Genomic DNA, 16,168 nt, shown 5'->3' with positions numbered 1-16,168 from the left:
GACCGGGCCGCCTGTTATCCCCAGAGCTAGGCAAGCCCGCCGGGGATGAAAAGCGCCAAATGCCTGCGGCCCGGACAAGGCCCATGATTTGCGGGCCAGAGATCCGGGCAACGGGCATTGCCGCACACACCCTGACAAGTTAATGTCAGGATATGCCCGATCCTGCCCCTTCGTCCCGCGCGGCCCGGCTCCAGGACCTGATCCTGACGCTCCGCGATGGTCGCACCCATGTGGCGACGGATCTCGCCGCGCGCTTTGGCGTGACCGAACGGACAATCTATCGGGATATGGAACGGTTGCAGGCCGAAGGCGTGCCGGTGGCGGGCCGTCCGGGCAAGGGCTATGCCATGACCGCCGAGATCACCCTGCCCCCGCTGGCCCTGTCGCGCAGCGAGCTCGAAGCGCTCCATCTCGGTTTGTCGATCATCGGCGAGGCCGGCGACCCGGGCCTGCGCGCCGCCGCCGAAAGCCTGTCGCAGCGGCTCGATGCGGTGTTGCCCGAGGATGGTCGCACCGCCGGGGCGGTCTGGGGCTTCACCCCGACCCCCACGGGCATGCAGGCCCGACATCTGGAGTTTCTGCCCACCCTGCGCGCGGCCTTGCGCGGGCGACAGAAGCTCTCGGTCGTCCGGGACGGGATGCCCCACCGGATCCGGCCCCTGGCCCTGGAGTATTGGGGGCGGATCTGGGTTTGTGGTGCTTGGTGCGAAACCTGCAACCGGTTCCACGACATCCGGCTCGACGAGATCACCGAGGTGGAGGTGCTGCGCGCGCTCTTCGTCGAAGAGCCGGGCAAGGACGTCGCCGCCCTACGCGCGGCCCGTTAATCCACCGCCGGAAACACGAAGCAGCGATCCCGCCGCAGCGAGAGCCACAGCACTGTGCCCGGCTTGGGCATGAACACCCCCGGCACCTTGGCCTTGAGCATGACATCGTCGAAATCCATGCGGAACTCTACGAGGCTTTCGGCCCCCATGAAGCGCGACCGCTGCACCGTGCCCCGCGCGGGCGTGCCATCCTGCGGAGTGGGCAGCGGGCCCTTGCCGCTGCGGTCGAAATCGATGCGCAGATGCTGGGGCCGGATCGCGATCTCGACCCGCTGGCCATTGGGCACACCGGGGGCGAGGAACTGACCAAAGGGCGTCGCGGTCAGCGCGCCTTCCACAACGCCGGAGATCACGTTGATATCGCTGAAGAACGCCGCGGCCGCCTTGTCCACCGGCGCGTTATAGACATTGTAGGGCGCGCCCTGCTGCACGATCCGCCCGCCGCGCATCAACGCGATGCTATCGGCCATACGCATGGCCTCTTCGGGCTCATGGGTGACGAGCAGCACGGCGGTCCCCTCGTCCTTGAGCACCTCGAGCGTGTCGTCCCGGATCCCGTCGCGCAACCGATTGTCGAGCCCCGAGAACGGCTCGTCCATCAGCATCACCCGGGGACGCGGTGCGAGCGACCGGGCCAGCGCCACGCGCTGTTGCTCGCCGCCAGAAAGCTGATGCGGGTATTTCTCGGCATCCGGGGCCAGTCCGACCCGCTCCAGCAGTTCGAGGGCGCGCCCGCGTTTGGCCTTGCGGCTGCCCTGCAGCCCGAAGCCCACATTGTCCACGACGCTAAGATGGGGAAAAAGCGCGAAATCCTGAAACATCAGCCCGATGGAGCGCTCTTCCGGGGGCAGATGGACCCGGTCGGAGGAGACCGTCTCGCCATCCACCACCAGCGTGCCTTCGGTCTGCCGGTCGACCCCGGCGATGATCCGCAATGTGGTGGATTTGCCGCATCCGGACGGACCCAGGAGGCAGGTCACCTGCCCCGGCATGACCTCCAGCGAGACGTCATCCACGACGCGCTGACCTTGGAACTCCCGCACAAGGTTCGAGACCTGCAGCCTGGGGACAGTATCGTTTTGCAAAGGGGGGCGCCTCAATCCCGAAGATTTTTATCGGGATTGAGGCGTAACAGCGTTACTCCGCCGCCGCAAGCGGACGGACGCGCGCACCGTAAAGCACCGCGGCAAAGCCGACGACCAGCACGGCAATGCAGATCACCAGCAGTTGGTCGTATTTATGGGCCTCGGGCAGGATCGCCGCGAAAAACTCGGTCGCGCGCAGGAAATACGCCGCCGCCCCGAGGATCGCCGCGCCAAACGCCACGAGATAGGACCAGAGCGGGATCTGCCGTTGCATCACGAGCCCGACCACCAGCACCGGCGTCAGGAACATCGAAGCCGTGCCGCTGACCGCCACCGCATCAAAGAGCGAGCTGTTGCCCCAAAGGGTCAGCCCCGCGCCCAGCACCATGAAGGCCACCATGGCGATGCGCCCGCCGGTCAGGCTGCGCGGCAGGAGGCCCAGCTCTTCGACGGTGACGCGGGCCGCCGAGCTGAGCGCGGAATCGAGCGTGCTCAGCGCCGAGATCAGCAGCGACAGCATCAGCGCCGCCCAGACCCAGCCCGGGAACATGGTCGCCCAAGTGCCCAGCAGCTGGCCCTCATATTCCGCCCCGACGAGGCTGGCCTGAATGCCGAACATTCCAAAACCCAGAATGCACAGCACCGAGATCCAGAAAGCATGGAGAAAGGACCATTTGGTCGTCTTCTCATCGGCCAGAAACCCGCGATCCATCATCACCGGATCATGGGCCGGGTAGGAAAAGACTTGCAACGCTGCCACCGCCAGCAGGATCCAGCCCTGCCGCGCGCCGGACGTGCCCTCGGCGGTCACTACCGCACTGAACGAGAAGTCCGGGCTCATCACCAGCGCCAGAAAGGCGATGCCGAAGACCACAAGGAACAGCAGCATCTGCACAACATCCGTCCGCAGCGCCGCCGACAGCCCGCCCCAAGCGGAATAGGCCAGACCCAGCACCGCCACCGCGATCACCGCCACGGTTCCGGCCCCGGCCTCGGGCAGGAGCGCGTCAAAGATCAGACCGACGACCAGCAGGTTGGCAAACACTTCGGAAAGAAGCCGCAGGGCGATCACGACGTTATAGGTGCCCTGCCCGGTGCGCCCGAAGCGCTGGCCGAGCCAGTCCTGGATCGACCGCCCGCCCCGCGCGCGGATCCGCGCCACGATGAAGCCCCCCGACAGGAAGGAGCCGTAATAGGCGGCATAGGCCAGGGTGCCGGGCATGCCGTAGAAATAGCCCAGGATCGCCGCGTTCATCAGCGAGCGCGCGAAAATCCAAGTGGTCACTTGGCTCAGCACGAGGGTCCAGAGGCCCGGCGCCGTGCCCGAGGCACTGGCCCCGCCGAAAAAGCCCTCGACACTGGCGCGCCGCGGGGCGACCGCCACGCTCGCCGCCGCGACCAGCACGAAGGCGAGCGCCACATAGATTGTCATCATTCCGGATGTTCCCTGTCTGTCAGCCCTTGTCTCAGGGCTAGCAGCGCCCGCGCCCGGACAAAAGTGTCAAGCGCGGGCGGCCACGGGAAAGTGAGCCAAACGTGACAGGGCCGCAGGTCAGATCGTTGCGACGATCGCCCCGCCATCCAGCACGATGTTCTGACCGACGATGTACCCCGCATGCTGCGAGCAGAGAAATGCGCAGGTTGCGCCGAACTCCGCACTCGTGCCGTAGCGGCGCGCCGGGATAGTCGCCGCGCGCGTCGCGCGGGCCTCGTCCAGCGTCACGCCAGTGCTTTGGGTAACAGCCGTATCGAGCGCGTCAGCGCGGTCCGTGGCGTGGATCCCCGGGCAAAGATTGTTGATCGTCACGCCCTTGGACGCGACCTGCCGGGAGGTGCCGGCCACATAGCCGGTCAGCCCGGTGCGCGCCGCATTGGACAGGCCCAGTTGCGGGATCGGCGATTTCACCGAGGAGGAGGTGATGTTGACCACCCGGCCCCAGCCCCGGTCCATCATCCCCGGCAAGAGCGCCTTCATCAGCGCGATCGGGGTCAGCATATTGGCGTCGAGCGCTGCGATGAAATGCTCGCGGTCCCAGTCGGACCAGAGCCCCGGAGGGGGACCGCCCGCATTCGTCACGAGGATGTCCACCTCCCCTGCGGCGGCCAGAACCTCGGCCCGGGCGGCCTCGTCGGTGATATCCCCGGCAACGGCCGTCACCGGAACGCCATAGGTGTCGCGCAGATGCTGTGCCGTCGCCTCCAGCGCGTCGACCCCACGCGCATTGATCGTCAGGGCCACACCGGCCTCGGCCAGCGCCTCGGCACAGCCGCGCCCCAAACCCTTGGAAGCCGCACAGACCAGTGCCCGCTTGCCCTTCAACCCCAGATCCATCTCATGCCCTCCCTTGGCCATTTCTGCCGCAGACCTAGCCGCCAAAAGCGACCTAGCCAAGCGCGGTTTTGATCCCGGTCAACCTCAGAGGGCGGGAACCGGGTTAGAATGATGACATCCAAAACAGCGGAGGACGCGATGGATTCCATCTGTGTTGCAACAGACCTGCATGGCGATGCGGACCGGGCCCTGGCCCGGGCGGCGCGGCTGGCCCAACGGCATGGGGCGCGGCTCTGCGTGGTCTCGGTGCTGCCGGGCACGGCGCAGGATGCGGAGATCTCGGCGCGGGAGGCCACGCTGAAGGCGATGATCAGCCAGCGCCCGGAATACCCGTCCCTGACGGTCGAGATCGTAGTGGCCTGCGGTGATCCGGTGAGCGAGGTGCACCACGCCGCAACGCGCTGTGGCGCGGATCTGGTGGTGGTCGGGCCGCATCACCAGGGCGGATTGCTGGACAGCATGCGCCTGACCACGCTGGAGAAACTGGTGCAGGCGGCCCCGCGGCCGGTCCTTCTGGTGACCGCACCGGTCGAGGCGGAGTACCGCGAGGTTCTGGCCCCCGTGGATTTCTCTGCGGCCTGCGCCGCCGCCGTCACGGCCGCGCGCGCCTTGGCCCCGACGGCCGAGATCCGGCTTCTCCATGCGGTGGGGGTCCCCTATCAGACCGTGGTCGCCGCCCCGGGCGCGGTGGGGGAAATCACCCAGATGGTCGATCCGAAACCCTTTGTGGATGATGCCGTGACCCAGGCGCAGGACTGGCTGGCGGCCAACCCCGCCCTGCGGGGGCTGAGCGCGCCAGAGCCCGACACGGTCGCCCTGCCCCGTCTGGTGGAGCTGGCCATGGCTGCGCAACCGGCAGACCTGATCTGCCTCGGGGGGCATACAAAGCAAGGCATTCTAGATCGGATGCTTGGCAGTTTCACCGCCGATATGATCCGCAAGCCGCCCTGCGATCTGCTGATCGCGCCCGCGGCGGGCTAGGCCGGGGCCGCCGAGGGCCTACACAGCGCACAACACCCAGCGCCGCTCACAATCGGGACGCTGGGTGTTACCCTGCATGACAAGAGCACACACCCGAAGGGTGCACAGCGCGCCCGGGGCGCGATCACATGGTGTAGAAGAACTCTTCGCGCGAGATCTTGCCGTCGGTGACCGTGTAGATCGCGACCTCTTCCATGGGGATCTCGTTGCCACTGGCCTTTTCCCGGATCAGGGATTTGAACACCAGTGCAAAGCGATCCTCCCCATGCAGATGCGGCCCCTCGATCGTGCCGGAGATGAACTCCATCTCCGATTCCCACCAGGCGTGCTTTGCGCGGATCCCGTCGAGCCCCACGGTCTCGGGGCTGTCCGTGCCGGGCATCGTTGCCGCCTCAACCGAGACGCAATCCTCGGCGTAATGGTTGTCCAGCAATGCACCCGTCTCATTCGTTTCATTGGCCGTTTTGACGGCCATGGCAATCTCTTTCAGGTCCATTTGAAACCCCTTCATGTTCTATTAATGTTCTCACCATGGCCCGAGTCGCGCACCCCGGTCAAGGTCGCCATTAACCTTCTTCTCGGATCAGCGGTCCTGCGCTAGGCTGATCCGGAGGAGGACTGAAATGACGGATGATACACTGCCGCAGGCCGATGCGCCCGACCCCGCCACCACCAGCCCGATCGTGGACGAGGTCGTCACCTCAAGCTGCACATGGAATGGCGAGACCTATCCGGAGTGGTACAAGACCTGCCGCAATGGCCGGGTCTACCAGTGTCTGGACGGGCGCTGGCGCAATACTGGCAACTCCTGCTAGGCGCGTCTTCCCTTCATGCGGGCGGCTCGCTATATCCGCCCCATGCTCGACCGCACCCATAACGCCCCCGACCTGCCGCCCGAGATCGGGCGCCGCCGCACCTTTGCGATCATCTCGCACCCGGATGCGGGCAAGACCACGCTGACGGAGAAGTTCCTCCTTTATGGGGGCGCGATCCAGATGGCCGGACAGGTCCGCGCCAAGGGCGAGGCCCGGCGCACGCGCTCGGACTTCCTCGCCATGGAAAAGGACCGGGGCATCTCGGTCTCGGCCTCGGCGATGTCTTTTGATTACAAGGACTTCCGGTTCAATCTGGTGGACACGCCGGGCCACTCGGATTTCTCCGAAGACACCTATCGCACGCTGACGGCGGTAGACGCCGCCGTGATGGTGATCGATGGCGCCAAGGGCGTCGAGAGCCAGACCCAGAAGCTGTTCGAGGTCTGCCGGTTGCGGGACCTGCCGATCCTGACCTTCTGTAACAAGATGGACCGCGAGAGCCGGGACGTGTTCGATATCATCGACGAGATTCAAGAGAACCTCGCGATTGACGTCACCCCGGCCAGCTGGCCCATCGGGATGGGCCGCGAGTTTCTAGGCTGTTATGACCTGCTCCATGACCGGCTGGAGCTGATGGACCGGGCCGACCGCAACAAGGTCGCCGAAAGCATCGAGATCAACGGGCTGGACGATCCGAAACTGGCCGAAAACGTGCCGCCCGAACTGCTCGAGAAGTTCCTCGAAGAGGTCGAGATGGCGCGCGAGCTGCTGCCGCCGCTGGATGCGCAGGCGCTGCGCGACGGGACGCTGACGCCGATCTGGTTCGGCTCGGCGATTAACTCTTTCGGCGTCAAGGAGCTGATGGACGGGATCGGCGAATACGGCCCCGAGCCGCAGATCCAGCCCGCCGAGCCCCGGCAGGTCAGCCCGGACGAAAAGAAAGTCACGGGCTTCGTCTTCAAGGTGCAGGCGAATATGGATCCCAAGCACCGGGACCGGGTGGCCTTCGTCCGCATGGTCTCGGGCCATTTCAAGCGGGGGATGAAGCTGACCCATGTGCGCTCGAAAAAGCCCATGGCGATCTCGAACCCGGTGCTGTTTCTCGCCTCGGACCGCGAGCTCGCCGAAGAAGCCTGGGCCGGCGATATCATCGGCATCCCGAACCACGGCCAGCTGCGGATCGGCGATGCCCTGACCGAGGGCGAGGCGATCCGGATCACCGGCATCCCCTCTTTCGCGCCAGAGCTGTTGCAGACCGCGCGCGCAGGCGATCCGCTCAAGGCCAAGCATCTGGAAAAGGCGCTCATGCAGTTTGCCGAGGAAGGTGCTGCCAAGGTGTTCAAACCGGCGATCGGGTCGGGCTTCATCGTGGGCGTGGTCGGACAGTTGCAGTTCGAAGTGCTCGCCAGCCGGATCGAGCTGGAATACGGCCTGCCCGTGCGGTTCGAGCCGTCGCAATTCACCTCGGCCCGCTGGATCAATGGCGACAAGGATGCGGTTGACAAGGTGCAGGCCGCCAACACCCAGCATATCGCCTTCGACCATGACGGCGACCCGGTCTTTCTGACGCGTTTGCAATGGGATATCGACCGGATCGAACGCGACTACCCGGACCTGACCCTGACGGCGACCAAGGAAATGATGGTGTGATCCCGGCGGGCGGGCCGCCGGGATGAGCGACCGCCCGGCGCAGGACGCGCCCTTCCTGAGCCTGCTCGACGCGCTGGAACATGTGCTCCGGCAGGAGGCTCCGACGGTGGGGACCATCGTCGATGTGCTGGGCGTGCGCGGTCACGGACCGATCATCGCGCTACTTGCGACACTCATGATCCTGCCCTTGGGGATGATCCCGTTCTTGCCTGCCGTCGCCGGGGTCGCGCTGGCCCTGTCGGGCTTTGCGCTGGCCATCGGGGACGCGCGCGTCTCGCTGCCCGGCTGGTTGCGACGGGTGCGCCTGCCTCCTGGTCCTGTCCTCAAGGCCCTGCCCGCCCTGCGGCGCGCGGCCGACCGTCTGTCCCGGATCATCCGGCCCCGGGGGCTGTGGATCCTCGAGATTTGGCTGGTGGAGTTTGCCATCGCGCTTTGTCTGGCGCTGGTGGGCGGGGTCATCATCGTGTTTGGCGCGATCCCGGGGCTGCCGTTCTTGCTCTGCCTGCCCGTTCTTTTGCTCGGGCTGGGGATGACCGCCGGAGATGGCTGGGTCACGGCCCTTGCGGTGACCGCGATCCTTGGAACCGCGGCCAGCGTGATCTGGTAGCGGGATCTAGCGCGCCGAGAGCAGTTCGGGCACGTGCAGGCGGATGATCTCGTTGCTGTCGGCCACGCCCAGCTTGCGCCCCGCCGAGAAGGGCAGGTTGTTGTCGTTGGAGACAAGGATGTGCTCGTCGCCGTCGCGGATCACGCTCTCGATGGTCACGAAGGGGAAGGCAAACCGGCCCTCTGGGATGTCGCCATCGGTCTCGAGCCGCGCCAACCCATCCGGATCCGCGATGTCCATCAGGTCGATCTGGGCAATCCGGGCGACAAAGCCGTCATCGCCTATTTCGGACGTGTCGATCAGCGTGATGCGCTTGACCCCGGCCGGGCGGGGGAAACAGCCCTCGCTCTGTCCCTCGGCGCAAGCCAGGCTCGGATGCCCCTGCCCGCCATCGCGCTCGATCACCAGTGCGCGGGTCTCGTCGATGAAGTTGAAATCCCCGATCGCCACGGCCCCTTCGGTGAGCGCAAATTTGAAACTCCGCCCGGTCCAGTCGCGGGCCTCGGGATCAAAAGCCAGCACCCGAAGGAAGTCTCCCTCGCTCTCGCCGGTCTCGGCCAGAAGCGGCTTTTCCAGCATGCCCCAGAGCGTGCCGTCGGGCGCAAGCGCCAGCCCCTCGTAACCGCCTGAGCGCGGCAGGGTCCAATCGACCCCCGCCTGCGCCGGAATGCGCAGGGCCGGATGATCCGGAGAGCGGACCTCCTGCCCCTCCAACATCGTCGGGAACACGCCGGTTACGACGCCGTCCAGGGTCGCCTCGATCAGATAGGGCCCGAACTCCTCGCCAATATAGACCCGGTCGCCGACGACCTGCATCCCTTCGAGGTCGAAATCCGCGCCGGTCAGATAGCGTTCCTCAGTCGCCTCATGGATGATCCGGAACGGCACGCGGCCCTCAGGGTCGCGCAGCCAGACGCGCTCCAACAGGGCGATCTCGCCGCTCTCGAAATCCGGGGCGATGCGGGTGAAGGACAGCAGGATGTCCGCGCTGTTGGCCTTGGAGCCATAGCCATTGTCGATCAGCGCATAGAGGCTGCCATCCTCGGCGCGGGTCTGGGCATAGCCCGAGAATCCCTGCACCGGCTGGCCAAAAAAGGGCCGTGCCAGCCCGTTGCGCGGCGCGAGGCTTTGCGGCGCGCGCACCGGCGTGGCACCGGCCGTATAGCGCCCCGAGATCCAGGTTTCGGCCGGGGCATCCGCAGGTGGCGCGGAAAAGGTGAAGGCCGGCAGAACCGCATGTCCGGCAAGGGTCGCGCCCACCATATCCTGCGCAACGGCAGGCGTGGCCGCGATCAGGGCGGCAAAGGCGGCTGAGGTCGTGAAGCGTGTCATTCTCGTGTCTCCCTATGGCGAGATGACGGCACCCTGCCGGCGCTCTGCGACACTCCCTTGTCGATCCGGTAACACTTGCACGACACCCTGCGGCAGCGCAGCATTTGACCCCCCCGCCGAATTGAGCTATGTCCCCGTCATCCTTGTGGATAACCGCCCGCGGACGCTCAGAGATTGCGTCCTCACCCCCTACGGTCCGATGCCGTAAACCATGGACGCACATGACGAAATTTTCTGACCTGGACCTCGATCCTAAGGTACTCAAAGCCATATCCGAAGCCGGGTACGACACCCCGACCCCGATCCAGGCCGAGGCGATCCCGCCCGCGCTGGTGGGCCGTGACGTTCTGGGAATTGCCCAGACCGGGACCGGCAAGACGGCGAGCTTCACGCTGCCGATGATCACCATGCTGCGCAAGGGCCGGGCCCGGGCGCGCATGCCGCGCAGCCTCGTGCTGGCCCCCACCCGGGAGCTGGCCGCGCAGGTCGCCGAGAATTTCGACATCTATGCCAAGCATACCAAGCTGACCAAGGCGCTGCTGATCGGGGGGGTCTCCTTCAAGGAGCAGGACCTGCTGATCGACAAGGGCGTGGACGTCCTGATCGCGACGCCCGGGCGGCTGCTCGACCATTTCGAGCGCGGCAAGCTGATCCTCACGGATGTGAAGGTCATGGTTGTCGATGAGGCGGACCGGATGCTCGACATGGGCTTCATCCCCGATATCGAGAAAATCTTTCAGCTCACCCCCTTCACCCGGCAGACCCTGTTCTTCTCCGCCACCATGGCGCCCGAGATCGAGCGGATCACCAACACCTTCCTCAGCAACCCGGCCCGGGTCGAGGTGGCGCGGCAATCCACGACCTCGGACACGATCACCCAGGGGCTCGTGCAGTTCAAACCGTCGCGCCGCGACCGGGCTACGGCCTTCAAGGAAAAGCGCGACATGCTGCGGGCGCTGATCGAGCGCGAGGGCGAAGAGTGCCGGAACGCGATCATCTTCTGCAATCGCAAGATGGATGTGGATGTGGTCGCCAAGTCGCTGATCAAGCATGGCTATAACGCCGCGCCGATCCATGGCGATCTGGAACAGAGCCAGCGGATGCGGACCCTGGATGGGTTCCGCGATGGCTCCCTGCGTTTTCTGGTGGCCTCGGATGTGGCCGCACGCGGGCTCGACATTCCCAATGTGAGCCACGTGTTCAACTTCGACGTGCCCAGCCATTCCGAGGATTACGTGCACCGGATCGGGCGCACGGGCCGCGCGGGCCGCAAGGGCACGGCCCTGATGCTGGCAGTGCCGGCGGATGACAAGTTGCTGACGGCGATCGAGGATCTGGTGAAGCTGGAAATCCCGCGGGTCGAGGCCCCCGAGATCGAGCGCCGCGAACCGACGAGCCGCCGCCGCTCGAGTGACAGCGAAAGCGCGAATACCGACGAGGCGCCCAAGCGTCCCCGCCGCTCGCGCAGCCGGGCCAAGCCCGCGCCAGAGGTGGTCGAGACCGCCGTCGCAGAGGAAGTCGAGGTAATCGAACCGCCCATCCCGGACGCGGTTCTTCCAGCGGCCAAACCCGCCGACGCGCCCCGCCGTGGCCGCAAGGGCCGTGGGCGCGACGCAGGCCCGGGCCAGGTGGGCATGGGCGATCACGTTCCGGATTTCCTGCTCCGCAGTTTCAGCGAACGCAGCGGCAGCTGATCAGAGGGCTCCTTCCGGAGCCCTTTTTTGATCCCGCATGACCGGTGCGCGCGCGGATCGCGGCGCGGAGTTTTTCTTCATGTTGGTTGGGTTACGCCGCGCAAGTCACGCGGAGTTTCATGCCAGTGTCGGCTTGGTCTGGCGCGGGGCGCGCGCAGGCGCCGGGAGGTCCCCGTCACCTGCGCTGCGCAACCGGATTACTCCGCCATCAGGCGTGAGATGAGAACGCTCACCTCTGGCCGACGGCCCAGTTCAGTCTGACAGATCTGCCGGACCGCGCGGGTGACCGCCTCTTCGAGTTTGCCGTCATCATCGAGGGTCTTGCGGTTGGCGCGGATCAGGGTCTGCCCGACCTCGTATTCGACAAGCTCCTGCATATCCGCCTTGCTCGCCCCGACCTCGGGCAAGCCGCGCAGTTCGGCCCAGGCATCCTCGATCGGGTCATCGCCCTCATCGATGATGATCGCCACGACCACATGCCCGTTGAGCGCCAGCTTAATCCGGTCGCGCACCACGCCGTCAAACGCCCCGACCAGCACCGATCCGTCGAGATAGGTCCGCCCCGTATCGACATACTCCGTCACGCCGGGCTTGTTGCCGCTCAGCACGACCATCGAGCCATTGGGCGCAAGGATCCCCGTGCGGCCATTGCCCTCGGCCAGACGCGCATGGGCGCGCAGATGGCGATGCTCGCCATGCATGGGCACGACCAGTTTCGGGTTCACGATGCGGTGCAGCTCCAACAGGTCGGGCCGGTTCGCATGGCCCGAGACGTGGTAGCGCCCGCCCTCGTCATCGACGAGATCGACGCCCTTCTCGCTGAGCGCGTTCATGATCCGGGCCACGCCCTTTTCATTGCCCGGGATCGTCTTGGACGAAAAGACAAACAGATCCCCCTCGGCCAGCTCAAAGCCCAGATACTTGCCACGGGCCAGCTGGGCCGAGGCCGCGCGCCGTTCCCCCTGGCTGCCGGTGACGATCAGCATCAGGTTCTCGCGCGGGATCTCGGAGGCCGCCTCGGGCGCGACCGTGGGTGGGAAATCGGTGAGCACACCGCTCTCGACCCCGGCGGTGACCATGCGCTTCATGGCCCGGCCCAGCAGAACCACCGAGCGGCCCGCATCGCGCCCGGCCTCGGCCAGGGATTGAAGGCGCGCGATATTGGACGCGAAAGTCGTTGCCACGACCATGCCCCCGGCCTCGGCGACCAGCGGCTTGAGCTCGGGTGCCACATCCGCCTCGGAACGGCCCGGCTTGGGCGAGAAGACATTCGTACTGTCGCAGATCAGCGCCAGCACCCCATCCTTGGAGACATCGCCCCACAGCTGGGGGTCAAAGGCCTCGCCGACAATCGGCGTCGGGTCGAGCTTGAAATCGCCCGTATGGATCACGCGGCCCGCCGGGCTGTCGATCACGAGGCCCGCCGCCTCGGGGATCGAGTGCGACACCGGCAGGTAGGACACCTTGAAGGGTCCGGCCTCGACCACCTCCGGATAGGCGCCGACGATCTTGACGAGCTCGGGATCGAGCCCTTTCTCGTCCATCTTGCGCTGCGCGATCGCGCCGGTGAAGGGGCGCGCATAGACCGGCGCCTTGAGCTTGGGATGCAGCAGGCCGAGGCCGCCCACATGGTCCTCATGGGCGTGGGTGATGAAGATCGCTTCGAGCTGATCGGCCCGCTCGGCCAGCCAGGACACATCCGCCGTGATCAGGTCCACGCCGGGTGTGCTGTCCATATCCGGGAACGCGACGCCAATATCCACCAGGATCAGCCGCTCGCGCCCCGCTTCACCATACCCATACACATAGGCATTCATCCCGATCTCACCCGCGCCACCGAGGGGGAGATAGATCAATCGCTCTGCCATTACGCCTCTCTATTGTGGGCGTTGATCGTGACGAGCCCTTGCATCGTCAGATCATCCACCCACGCATCAAACAAATCTGCGCCCTGCGCAAAGAGCGGGGCGAGCCCGCCGGTCGAGATGACCCGCATCGGACGATCCCGCTCGGCCCGGATCTGCGCACAGATCTCGCGAACCAACCCCACATAGCCCCAGAACACACCCGATTGCATACATGCAACCGTATTCGTGCCAATCACCGCCTCCGGCTTGGAGACATCCACATGGGGCAGCGCCGCCGCCGCATTATGCAGCGCTTCGAGGCTCAGATTGACCCCGGGCGCGATCACCCCGCCGATATAGGCGCCATCCTTGGCCACCACGTCAAAGGTCGTGGCCGTGCCGAAATCCACCACGATCAGGTCGCCGCCGAACTGCGTGTAGCCCGCCACGGTGTTGACCAGTCGGTCCGGCCCCACCTGCGTGCCCTCATCCACGCGCACATCCACCGGCAAGGTGCAGCCGGCCTTGCCCACCACCAGCGGGCGGCAGTTGAAATAGCGATCACACAGGACCCGCAGGTTGAACACCACCCGAGGCACGGTTGACGAGATGATCACCTCGGTGATCTCCACCTCGAGCTTTTGCATCTGCATCAGGCTTGAGAGCCAGACGTAATACTGATCGGCGGTCCGCTGGTGTTCGGTGGCCGTGCGCCAAACCGCGATGAACTCGGTGCCGTCATGGATGGCAAACACCGTGTTGGTATTGCCGCAATCGATTGCCAGAAGCATGGGCTGCCCCCTTGTCTCAGAAATAGACATCCGCCGCTGGCAGGTGCAGCGGGCCGGAGCCTGTGGTCAGGATCAAGGCGCCATCGGGGCCGATCCCTTCGAATGTGCCGTGATACTCATCCGTCAGCGTGCGCGCGCGGATCGGCGCGCCGAGATGGGCCGCCGAGGCAAGCCAGGCGGTGCGGATGGGTGCGAAGCCATGGGTGGTGAAGCTTGCCTCGCGCGTGGCGTAGCAGGCGGCGAGCAGGTCGAGAAACTCTTCGGGGGCGATGCGGATGCCGGTTTCACCGGCGACCGAAACCGGGGCGAGCGCACCCGGCTCCACATCCCCGGGCGGCGGGGCTTCGGCGAGGTTCACACCAATCCCTATGGCGAGGGTCAGCGCCCCGACATGCCCCGTTGTCTCGAGCAGGATACCAGCAAGCTTGCCGCCATTCAGCAGCACGTCATTGGGCCATTTCAAAGCAAAGGCCTCGGGCCGTCCGGTGGCCAGCACCAGCGCGTCGCGCAGGGCCAGCGCCGTCACGAAGGACCGCAGGGCAACCTGATCGGGGCTCTCGATCGGGCGCATCACCAGCGTGCCAGCAAAATTGCCCTCGGGATTGGCCCAGGCCCGGCCGCGCCGCCCGCGTGCCGCAGTCTGGCGCTTGGCGAGGATCCAGGTCGGACCGGTGATCTCCGAAGCGATCCGCATCGCTTCGGCGTTTGTGCTGTCGACCTCCTCGAGGACGCGCTTGGCGACCCCGTGCGGCCAGCTCAGGTCAGCGGACAAGCGATTCCGCTGCCGCCAGCGCCATGCCTTCGACCCCGAAGAAGTTTACGATGCCCGCAAGCATGATGATCGCCGAGGCCATCAGGAACCCGTATTGCACCATGGGCATCCCGCCCTCCAGCGCGTCGGTCTCCTTGCCGAAATACATGAAGTAGACGATCCGCAGGTAGTAGAACGCCCCGATCACCGAGGCGATCACACCGGCAATGGCCAGCCATGTCAGGCCGCCATCCACAGCCGCGAGCAGCACGGTATACTTGCCGAAAAAGCCCAGCAGCGGCGGGATCCCCGCGAGGCTGAACATCAAGAGCAGGAGCGCCATCGCCTTGGTCGGCTCCTTGCTGGCGAACTGGTTCAGAGAGGCAATGGAAGTGACCGCGACGCCGTCTTTCTCCATCGACAGGATGAAGGCAAAGGTGCCGATATTCATGGTCACGTAGATCGCCATGTAGATCAGCATCGCCTGCACGCCCTCGACGGTACCCGCCGCGAGCCCCATCAGGGCAAAGCCCATATGGGCGATCGAGGAATAGGCCATCAGGCGCTTGATATCCGTCTGTCCGATCGCGGCAATCGCGCCGAGGAACATCGAGATCACGGCGAGGAAGGCCACGATCTGCTGCCAGTCGCCCACATAGCCGCCAAAGGCGTCATGCACGACCCGCGCAAAGAGAGCCATCGCCGCAACTTTGGGCGCAGTGGCGAAGAGCGCGGTGATCGGTGTGGGCGAGCCCTCATAGACGTCGGGCGTCCACATGTGGAACGGCGCGGCAGAGACCTTGAAGGCCAGACCCGCCGTCAGAAAGACGAGGCCAAAGAGCAGCCCGAGAGAGATCCCGTCCTCGCCCGCCGTGGCGATGATGCCCGAGAAGAGCGTCGTGCCCGCGTAGCCATAGGTCAGGCTCGCCCCATAAAGAAGCATCCCCGAGCTGAGCGCGCCCAGCACGAAGTATTTCAAACCCGCCTCGGTGGAGCGCGTGTCGTCGCGATGCAGCGAGGCCACCACATAAAGCGAGAGCGATTGCAGCTCGAGCCCCATATAGAGCGCCATCAGATCGCCCGCCGACACCATCATCATCATCCCGATGACCGACAGGGCAATCAGGATCGGATACTCGAACTTGAGGATCCCGAGCTTGGTCATGTGGTCCTGGCTCATGAGCAGAATGGCCGACGCCGAGAGCAGGATCGTCACCTTGGCAAAGCGCGCAAAACTGTCATCCACGAACATGCCGCCAAAGGCCGTCCGGTCCCCCGCTCCCGAGAGCGCGATCCAGAAGGCAAGTGCGACGAAGACCGCCGAGGTGAGCCAGGTCAGGAAAGGTGCCGTGCGGTCCTTGCCCGTGTAGACGCCGAACATCAGCGCCCCCATGGCGAAGATCGCCAGGGCAATTTCCGGCATGACGACCGAGATATCTTGGGAAATCATGGCTCA

At 65.6% G+C, this 16,168-nt stretch carries 15 protein-coding genes; 6 read left to right on the top strand and 9 right to left on the bottom strand.

Annotated elements, in window-relative coordinates; translation table 11 throughout:
* Nucleotides 1-152 precede the first annotated feature (152 nt).
* On the top strand, nucleotides 153-827 hold the full coding sequence (locus ACP15I_RS04425) for a helix-turn-helix transcriptional regulator (protein ID WP_424974047.1): 675 nt from the start codon (nucleotides 153-155) through the stop codon (nucleotides 825-827).
* On the opposite strand, the gene ACP15I_RS04420 is transcribed toward ACP15I_RS04425, so the two are convergent.
* The 3 genes from ACP15I_RS04420 to ACP15I_RS04410 form a co-directional block, all read right to left on the bottom strand.
* Nucleotides 824-1,912: an ABC transporter ATP-binding protein gene (locus ACP15I_RS04420; RefSeq protein ID WP_424974046.1), complete on the bottom strand. Its 1,089-nt coding sequence runs from the start codon at nucleotides 1,910-1,912 to the stop codon at nucleotides 824-826. The two genes, ACP15I_RS04425 and ACP15I_RS04420, sit on opposite strands and share 4 nt — an antisense overlap.
* Nucleotides 1,913-1,964: 52 nt before the next feature.
* Nucleotides 1,965-3,347 carry a sodium:proline symporter gene (locus tag ACP15I_RS04415; RefSeq protein ID WP_424974045.1) on the bottom strand — a complete coding sequence of 461 codons (1,383 nt, stop codon included), beginning with the start codon at nucleotides 3,345-3,347 and terminating at the stop codon, nucleotides 1,965-1,967.
* A gap of 117 nt (nucleotides 3,348-3,464) precedes the next feature.
* Complete coding sequence (locus ACP15I_RS04410; protein ID WP_424974044.1) at nucleotides 3,465-4,244, bottom strand: SDR family oxidoreductase; 780 nt, start codon at nucleotides 4,242-4,244, stop codon at nucleotides 3,465-3,467.
* Nucleotides 4,245-4,382: 138 nt separating this feature from the next.
* Here ACP15I_RS04410 and ACP15I_RS04405 point away from each other — a divergent pair, with 138 nt between their 5' ends.
* The gene (locus ACP15I_RS04405; protein WP_424974043.1) at nucleotides 4,383-5,225 is read left to right on the top strand and encodes a universal stress protein; all 843 of its coding nucleotides are present in this window, start codon (nucleotides 4,383-4,385) and stop codon (nucleotides 5,223-5,225) included.
* Nucleotides 5,226-5,349: 124 nt separating this feature from the next.
* Here ACP15I_RS04405 and ACP15I_RS04400 read toward each other — a convergent pair whose 3' ends face one another.
* Nucleotides 5,350-5,736, bottom strand: coding sequence for a SnoaL-like domain-containing protein (locus ACP15I_RS04400; RefSeq protein ID WP_424974042.1), 387 nt, complete (start codon nucleotides 5,734-5,736; stop codon nucleotides 5,350-5,352).
* Between the two features lie 112 nt (nucleotides 5,737-5,848).
* On the opposite strand from ACP15I_RS04400, the gene ACP15I_RS04395 reads away from it, so the two are divergent.
* The 3 genes from ACP15I_RS04395 to ACP15I_RS04385 are packed head-to-tail and all read left to right on the top strand — an operon-like array spanning nucleotide 5,849 to nucleotide 8,297.
* Nucleotides 5,849-6,040 carry a hypothetical protein gene (locus tag ACP15I_RS04395; RefSeq protein WP_424974041.1) on the top strand — a complete coding sequence of 64 codons (192 nt, stop codon included), beginning with the start codon at nucleotides 5,849-5,851 and terminating at the stop codon, nucleotides 6,038-6,040.
* Nucleotides 6,041-6,082: 42 nt separating this feature from the next.
* Nucleotides 6,083-7,690: a peptide chain release factor 3 gene (locus tag ACP15I_RS04390; protein ID WP_424974040.1), complete on the top strand. Its 1,608-nt coding sequence runs from the start codon at nucleotides 6,083-6,085 to the stop codon at nucleotides 7,688-7,690.
* A 22-nt stretch (nucleotides 7,691-7,712) separates the two neighbouring features.
* Nucleotides 7,713-8,297, top strand: a complete 585-nt coding sequence (locus tag ACP15I_RS04385; RefSeq protein WP_424974039.1) for an exopolysaccharide biosynthesis protein — start codon at nucleotides 7,713-7,715, stop codon at nucleotides 8,295-8,297.
* A 6-nt stretch (nucleotides 8,298-8,303) separates the two neighbouring features.
* Here the strand turns inward: ACP15I_RS04385 and ACP15I_RS04380 are convergent, their stop codons facing one another.
* Nucleotides 8,304-9,629 carry an esterase-like activity of phytase family protein gene (locus ACP15I_RS04380; protein ID WP_424974038.1) on the bottom strand — a complete coding sequence of 442 codons (1,326 nt, stop codon included), beginning with the start codon at nucleotides 9,627-9,629 and terminating at the stop codon, nucleotides 8,304-8,306.
* Between the two features lie 221 nt (nucleotides 9,630-9,850).
* On the opposite strand from ACP15I_RS04380, the gene ACP15I_RS04375 reads away from it, so the two are divergent.
* Nucleotides 9,851-11,323, top strand: coding sequence for a DEAD/DEAH box helicase (locus tag ACP15I_RS04375; RefSeq protein ID WP_424974037.1), 1,473 nt, complete (start codon nucleotides 9,851-9,853; stop codon nucleotides 11,321-11,323).
* Between the two features lie 197 nt (nucleotides 11,324-11,520).
* On the opposite strand, the gene ACP15I_RS04370 is transcribed toward ACP15I_RS04375, so the two are convergent.
* The 4 genes from ACP15I_RS04370 to nuoN are packed head-to-tail and all read right to left on the bottom strand — an operon-like array spanning nucleotide 11,521 to nucleotide 16,162.
* Nucleotides 11,521-13,191 (bottom strand): ribonuclease J, encoded by a 1,671-nt coding sequence (locus tag ACP15I_RS04370; RefSeq protein WP_424974036.1) that lies wholly within the window; start codon nucleotides 13,189-13,191, stop codon nucleotides 11,521-11,523.
* Nucleotides 13,191-13,961: a type III pantothenate kinase gene (locus ACP15I_RS04365; RefSeq protein WP_424974035.1), complete on the bottom strand. Its 771-nt coding sequence runs from the start codon at nucleotides 13,959-13,961 to the stop codon at nucleotides 13,191-13,193. Before ACP15I_RS04365 ends, ACP15I_RS04370 begins: the two co-directional genes overlap by 1 nt.
* Before the next feature lie 16 nt (nucleotides 13,962-13,977).
* On the bottom strand, nucleotides 13,978-14,733 hold the full coding sequence (locus ACP15I_RS04360; RefSeq protein ID WP_424974034.1) for a biotin--[acetyl-CoA-carboxylase] ligase: 756 nt from the start codon (nucleotides 14,731-14,733) through the stop codon (nucleotides 13,978-13,980).
* Nucleotides 14,723-16,162 (bottom strand): NADH-quinone oxidoreductase subunit NuoN, encoded by a 1,440-nt coding sequence (gene nuoN / locus ACP15I_RS04355; protein WP_424974033.1) that lies wholly within the window; start codon nucleotides 16,160-16,162, stop codon nucleotides 14,723-14,725. The genes ACP15I_RS04360 and nuoN overlap by 11 nt, the downstream gene beginning before the upstream one ends.
* Nucleotides 16,163-16,168 lie beyond the last annotated feature (6 nt).

The organism is Dinoroseobacter sp. S124A (genome assembly GCF_049801015.1).
Classification (GTDB): Bacteria; Pseudomonadota; Alphaproteobacteria; order Rhodobacterales; family Rhodobacteraceae; genus Dinoroseobacter.
This window is presented reverse-complemented; position numbering and strand designations above follow the sequence as displayed.

Excerpts from the sequence above, each read along its gene's own strand:
- ACP15I_RS04425 (WP_424974047.1), top strand. The coding sequence starts at position 153 with ATGCCCGATCCTGCCCCTTCGTCCCGCGCGGCCCGGCTCCAGGACCTG.
- ACP15I_RS04415 (WP_424974045.1), bottom strand. The coding sequence starts at position 3,347 with ATGATGACAATCTATGTGGCGCTCGCCTTCGTGCTGGTCGCGGCGGCG.
- ACP15I_RS04410 (WP_424974044.1), bottom strand. The coding sequence starts at position 4,244 with ATGGATCTGGGGTTGAAGGGCAAGCGGGCACTGGTCTGTGCGGCTTCC.
- ACP15I_RS04405 (WP_424974043.1), top strand. The coding sequence starts at position 4,383 with ATGGATTCCATCTGTGTTGCAACAGACCTGCATGGCGATGCGGACCGG.
- ACP15I_RS04400 (WP_424974042.1), bottom strand. The coding sequence starts at position 5,736 with ATGAAGGGGTTTCAAATGGACCTGAAAGAGATTGCCATGGCCGTCAAA.
- ACP15I_RS04395 (WP_424974041.1), top strand. The coding sequence starts at position 5,849 with ATGACGGATGATACACTGCCGCAGGCCGATGCGCCCGACCCCGCCACC.
- ACP15I_RS04390 (WP_424974040.1), top strand. The coding sequence starts at position 6,083 with ATGCTCGACCGCACCCATAACGCCCCCGACCTGCCGCCCGAGATCGGG.
- ACP15I_RS04385 (WP_424974039.1), top strand. The coding sequence starts at position 7,713 with ATGAGCGACCGCCCGGCGCAGGACGCGCCCTTCCTGAGCCTGCTCGAC.
- ACP15I_RS04380 (WP_424974038.1), bottom strand. The coding sequence starts at position 9,629 with ATGACACGCTTCACGACCTCAGCCGCCTTTGCCGCCCTGATCGCGGCC.
- ACP15I_RS04375 (WP_424974037.1), top strand. The coding sequence starts at position 9,851 with ATGACGAAATTTTCTGACCTGGACCTCGATCCTAAGGTACTCAAAGCC.
- ACP15I_RS04370 (WP_424974036.1), bottom strand. The coding sequence starts at position 13,191 with ATGGCAGAGCGATTGATCTATCTCCCCCTCGGTGGCGCGGGTGAGATC.
- ACP15I_RS04365 (WP_424974035.1), bottom strand. The coding sequence starts at position 13,961 with ATGCTTCTGGCAATCGATTGCGGCAATACCAACACGGTGTTTGCCATC.
- nuoN (WP_424974033.1), bottom strand. The coding sequence starts at position 16,162 with ATGATTTCCCAAGATATCTCGGTCGTCATGCCGGAAATTGCCCTGGCG.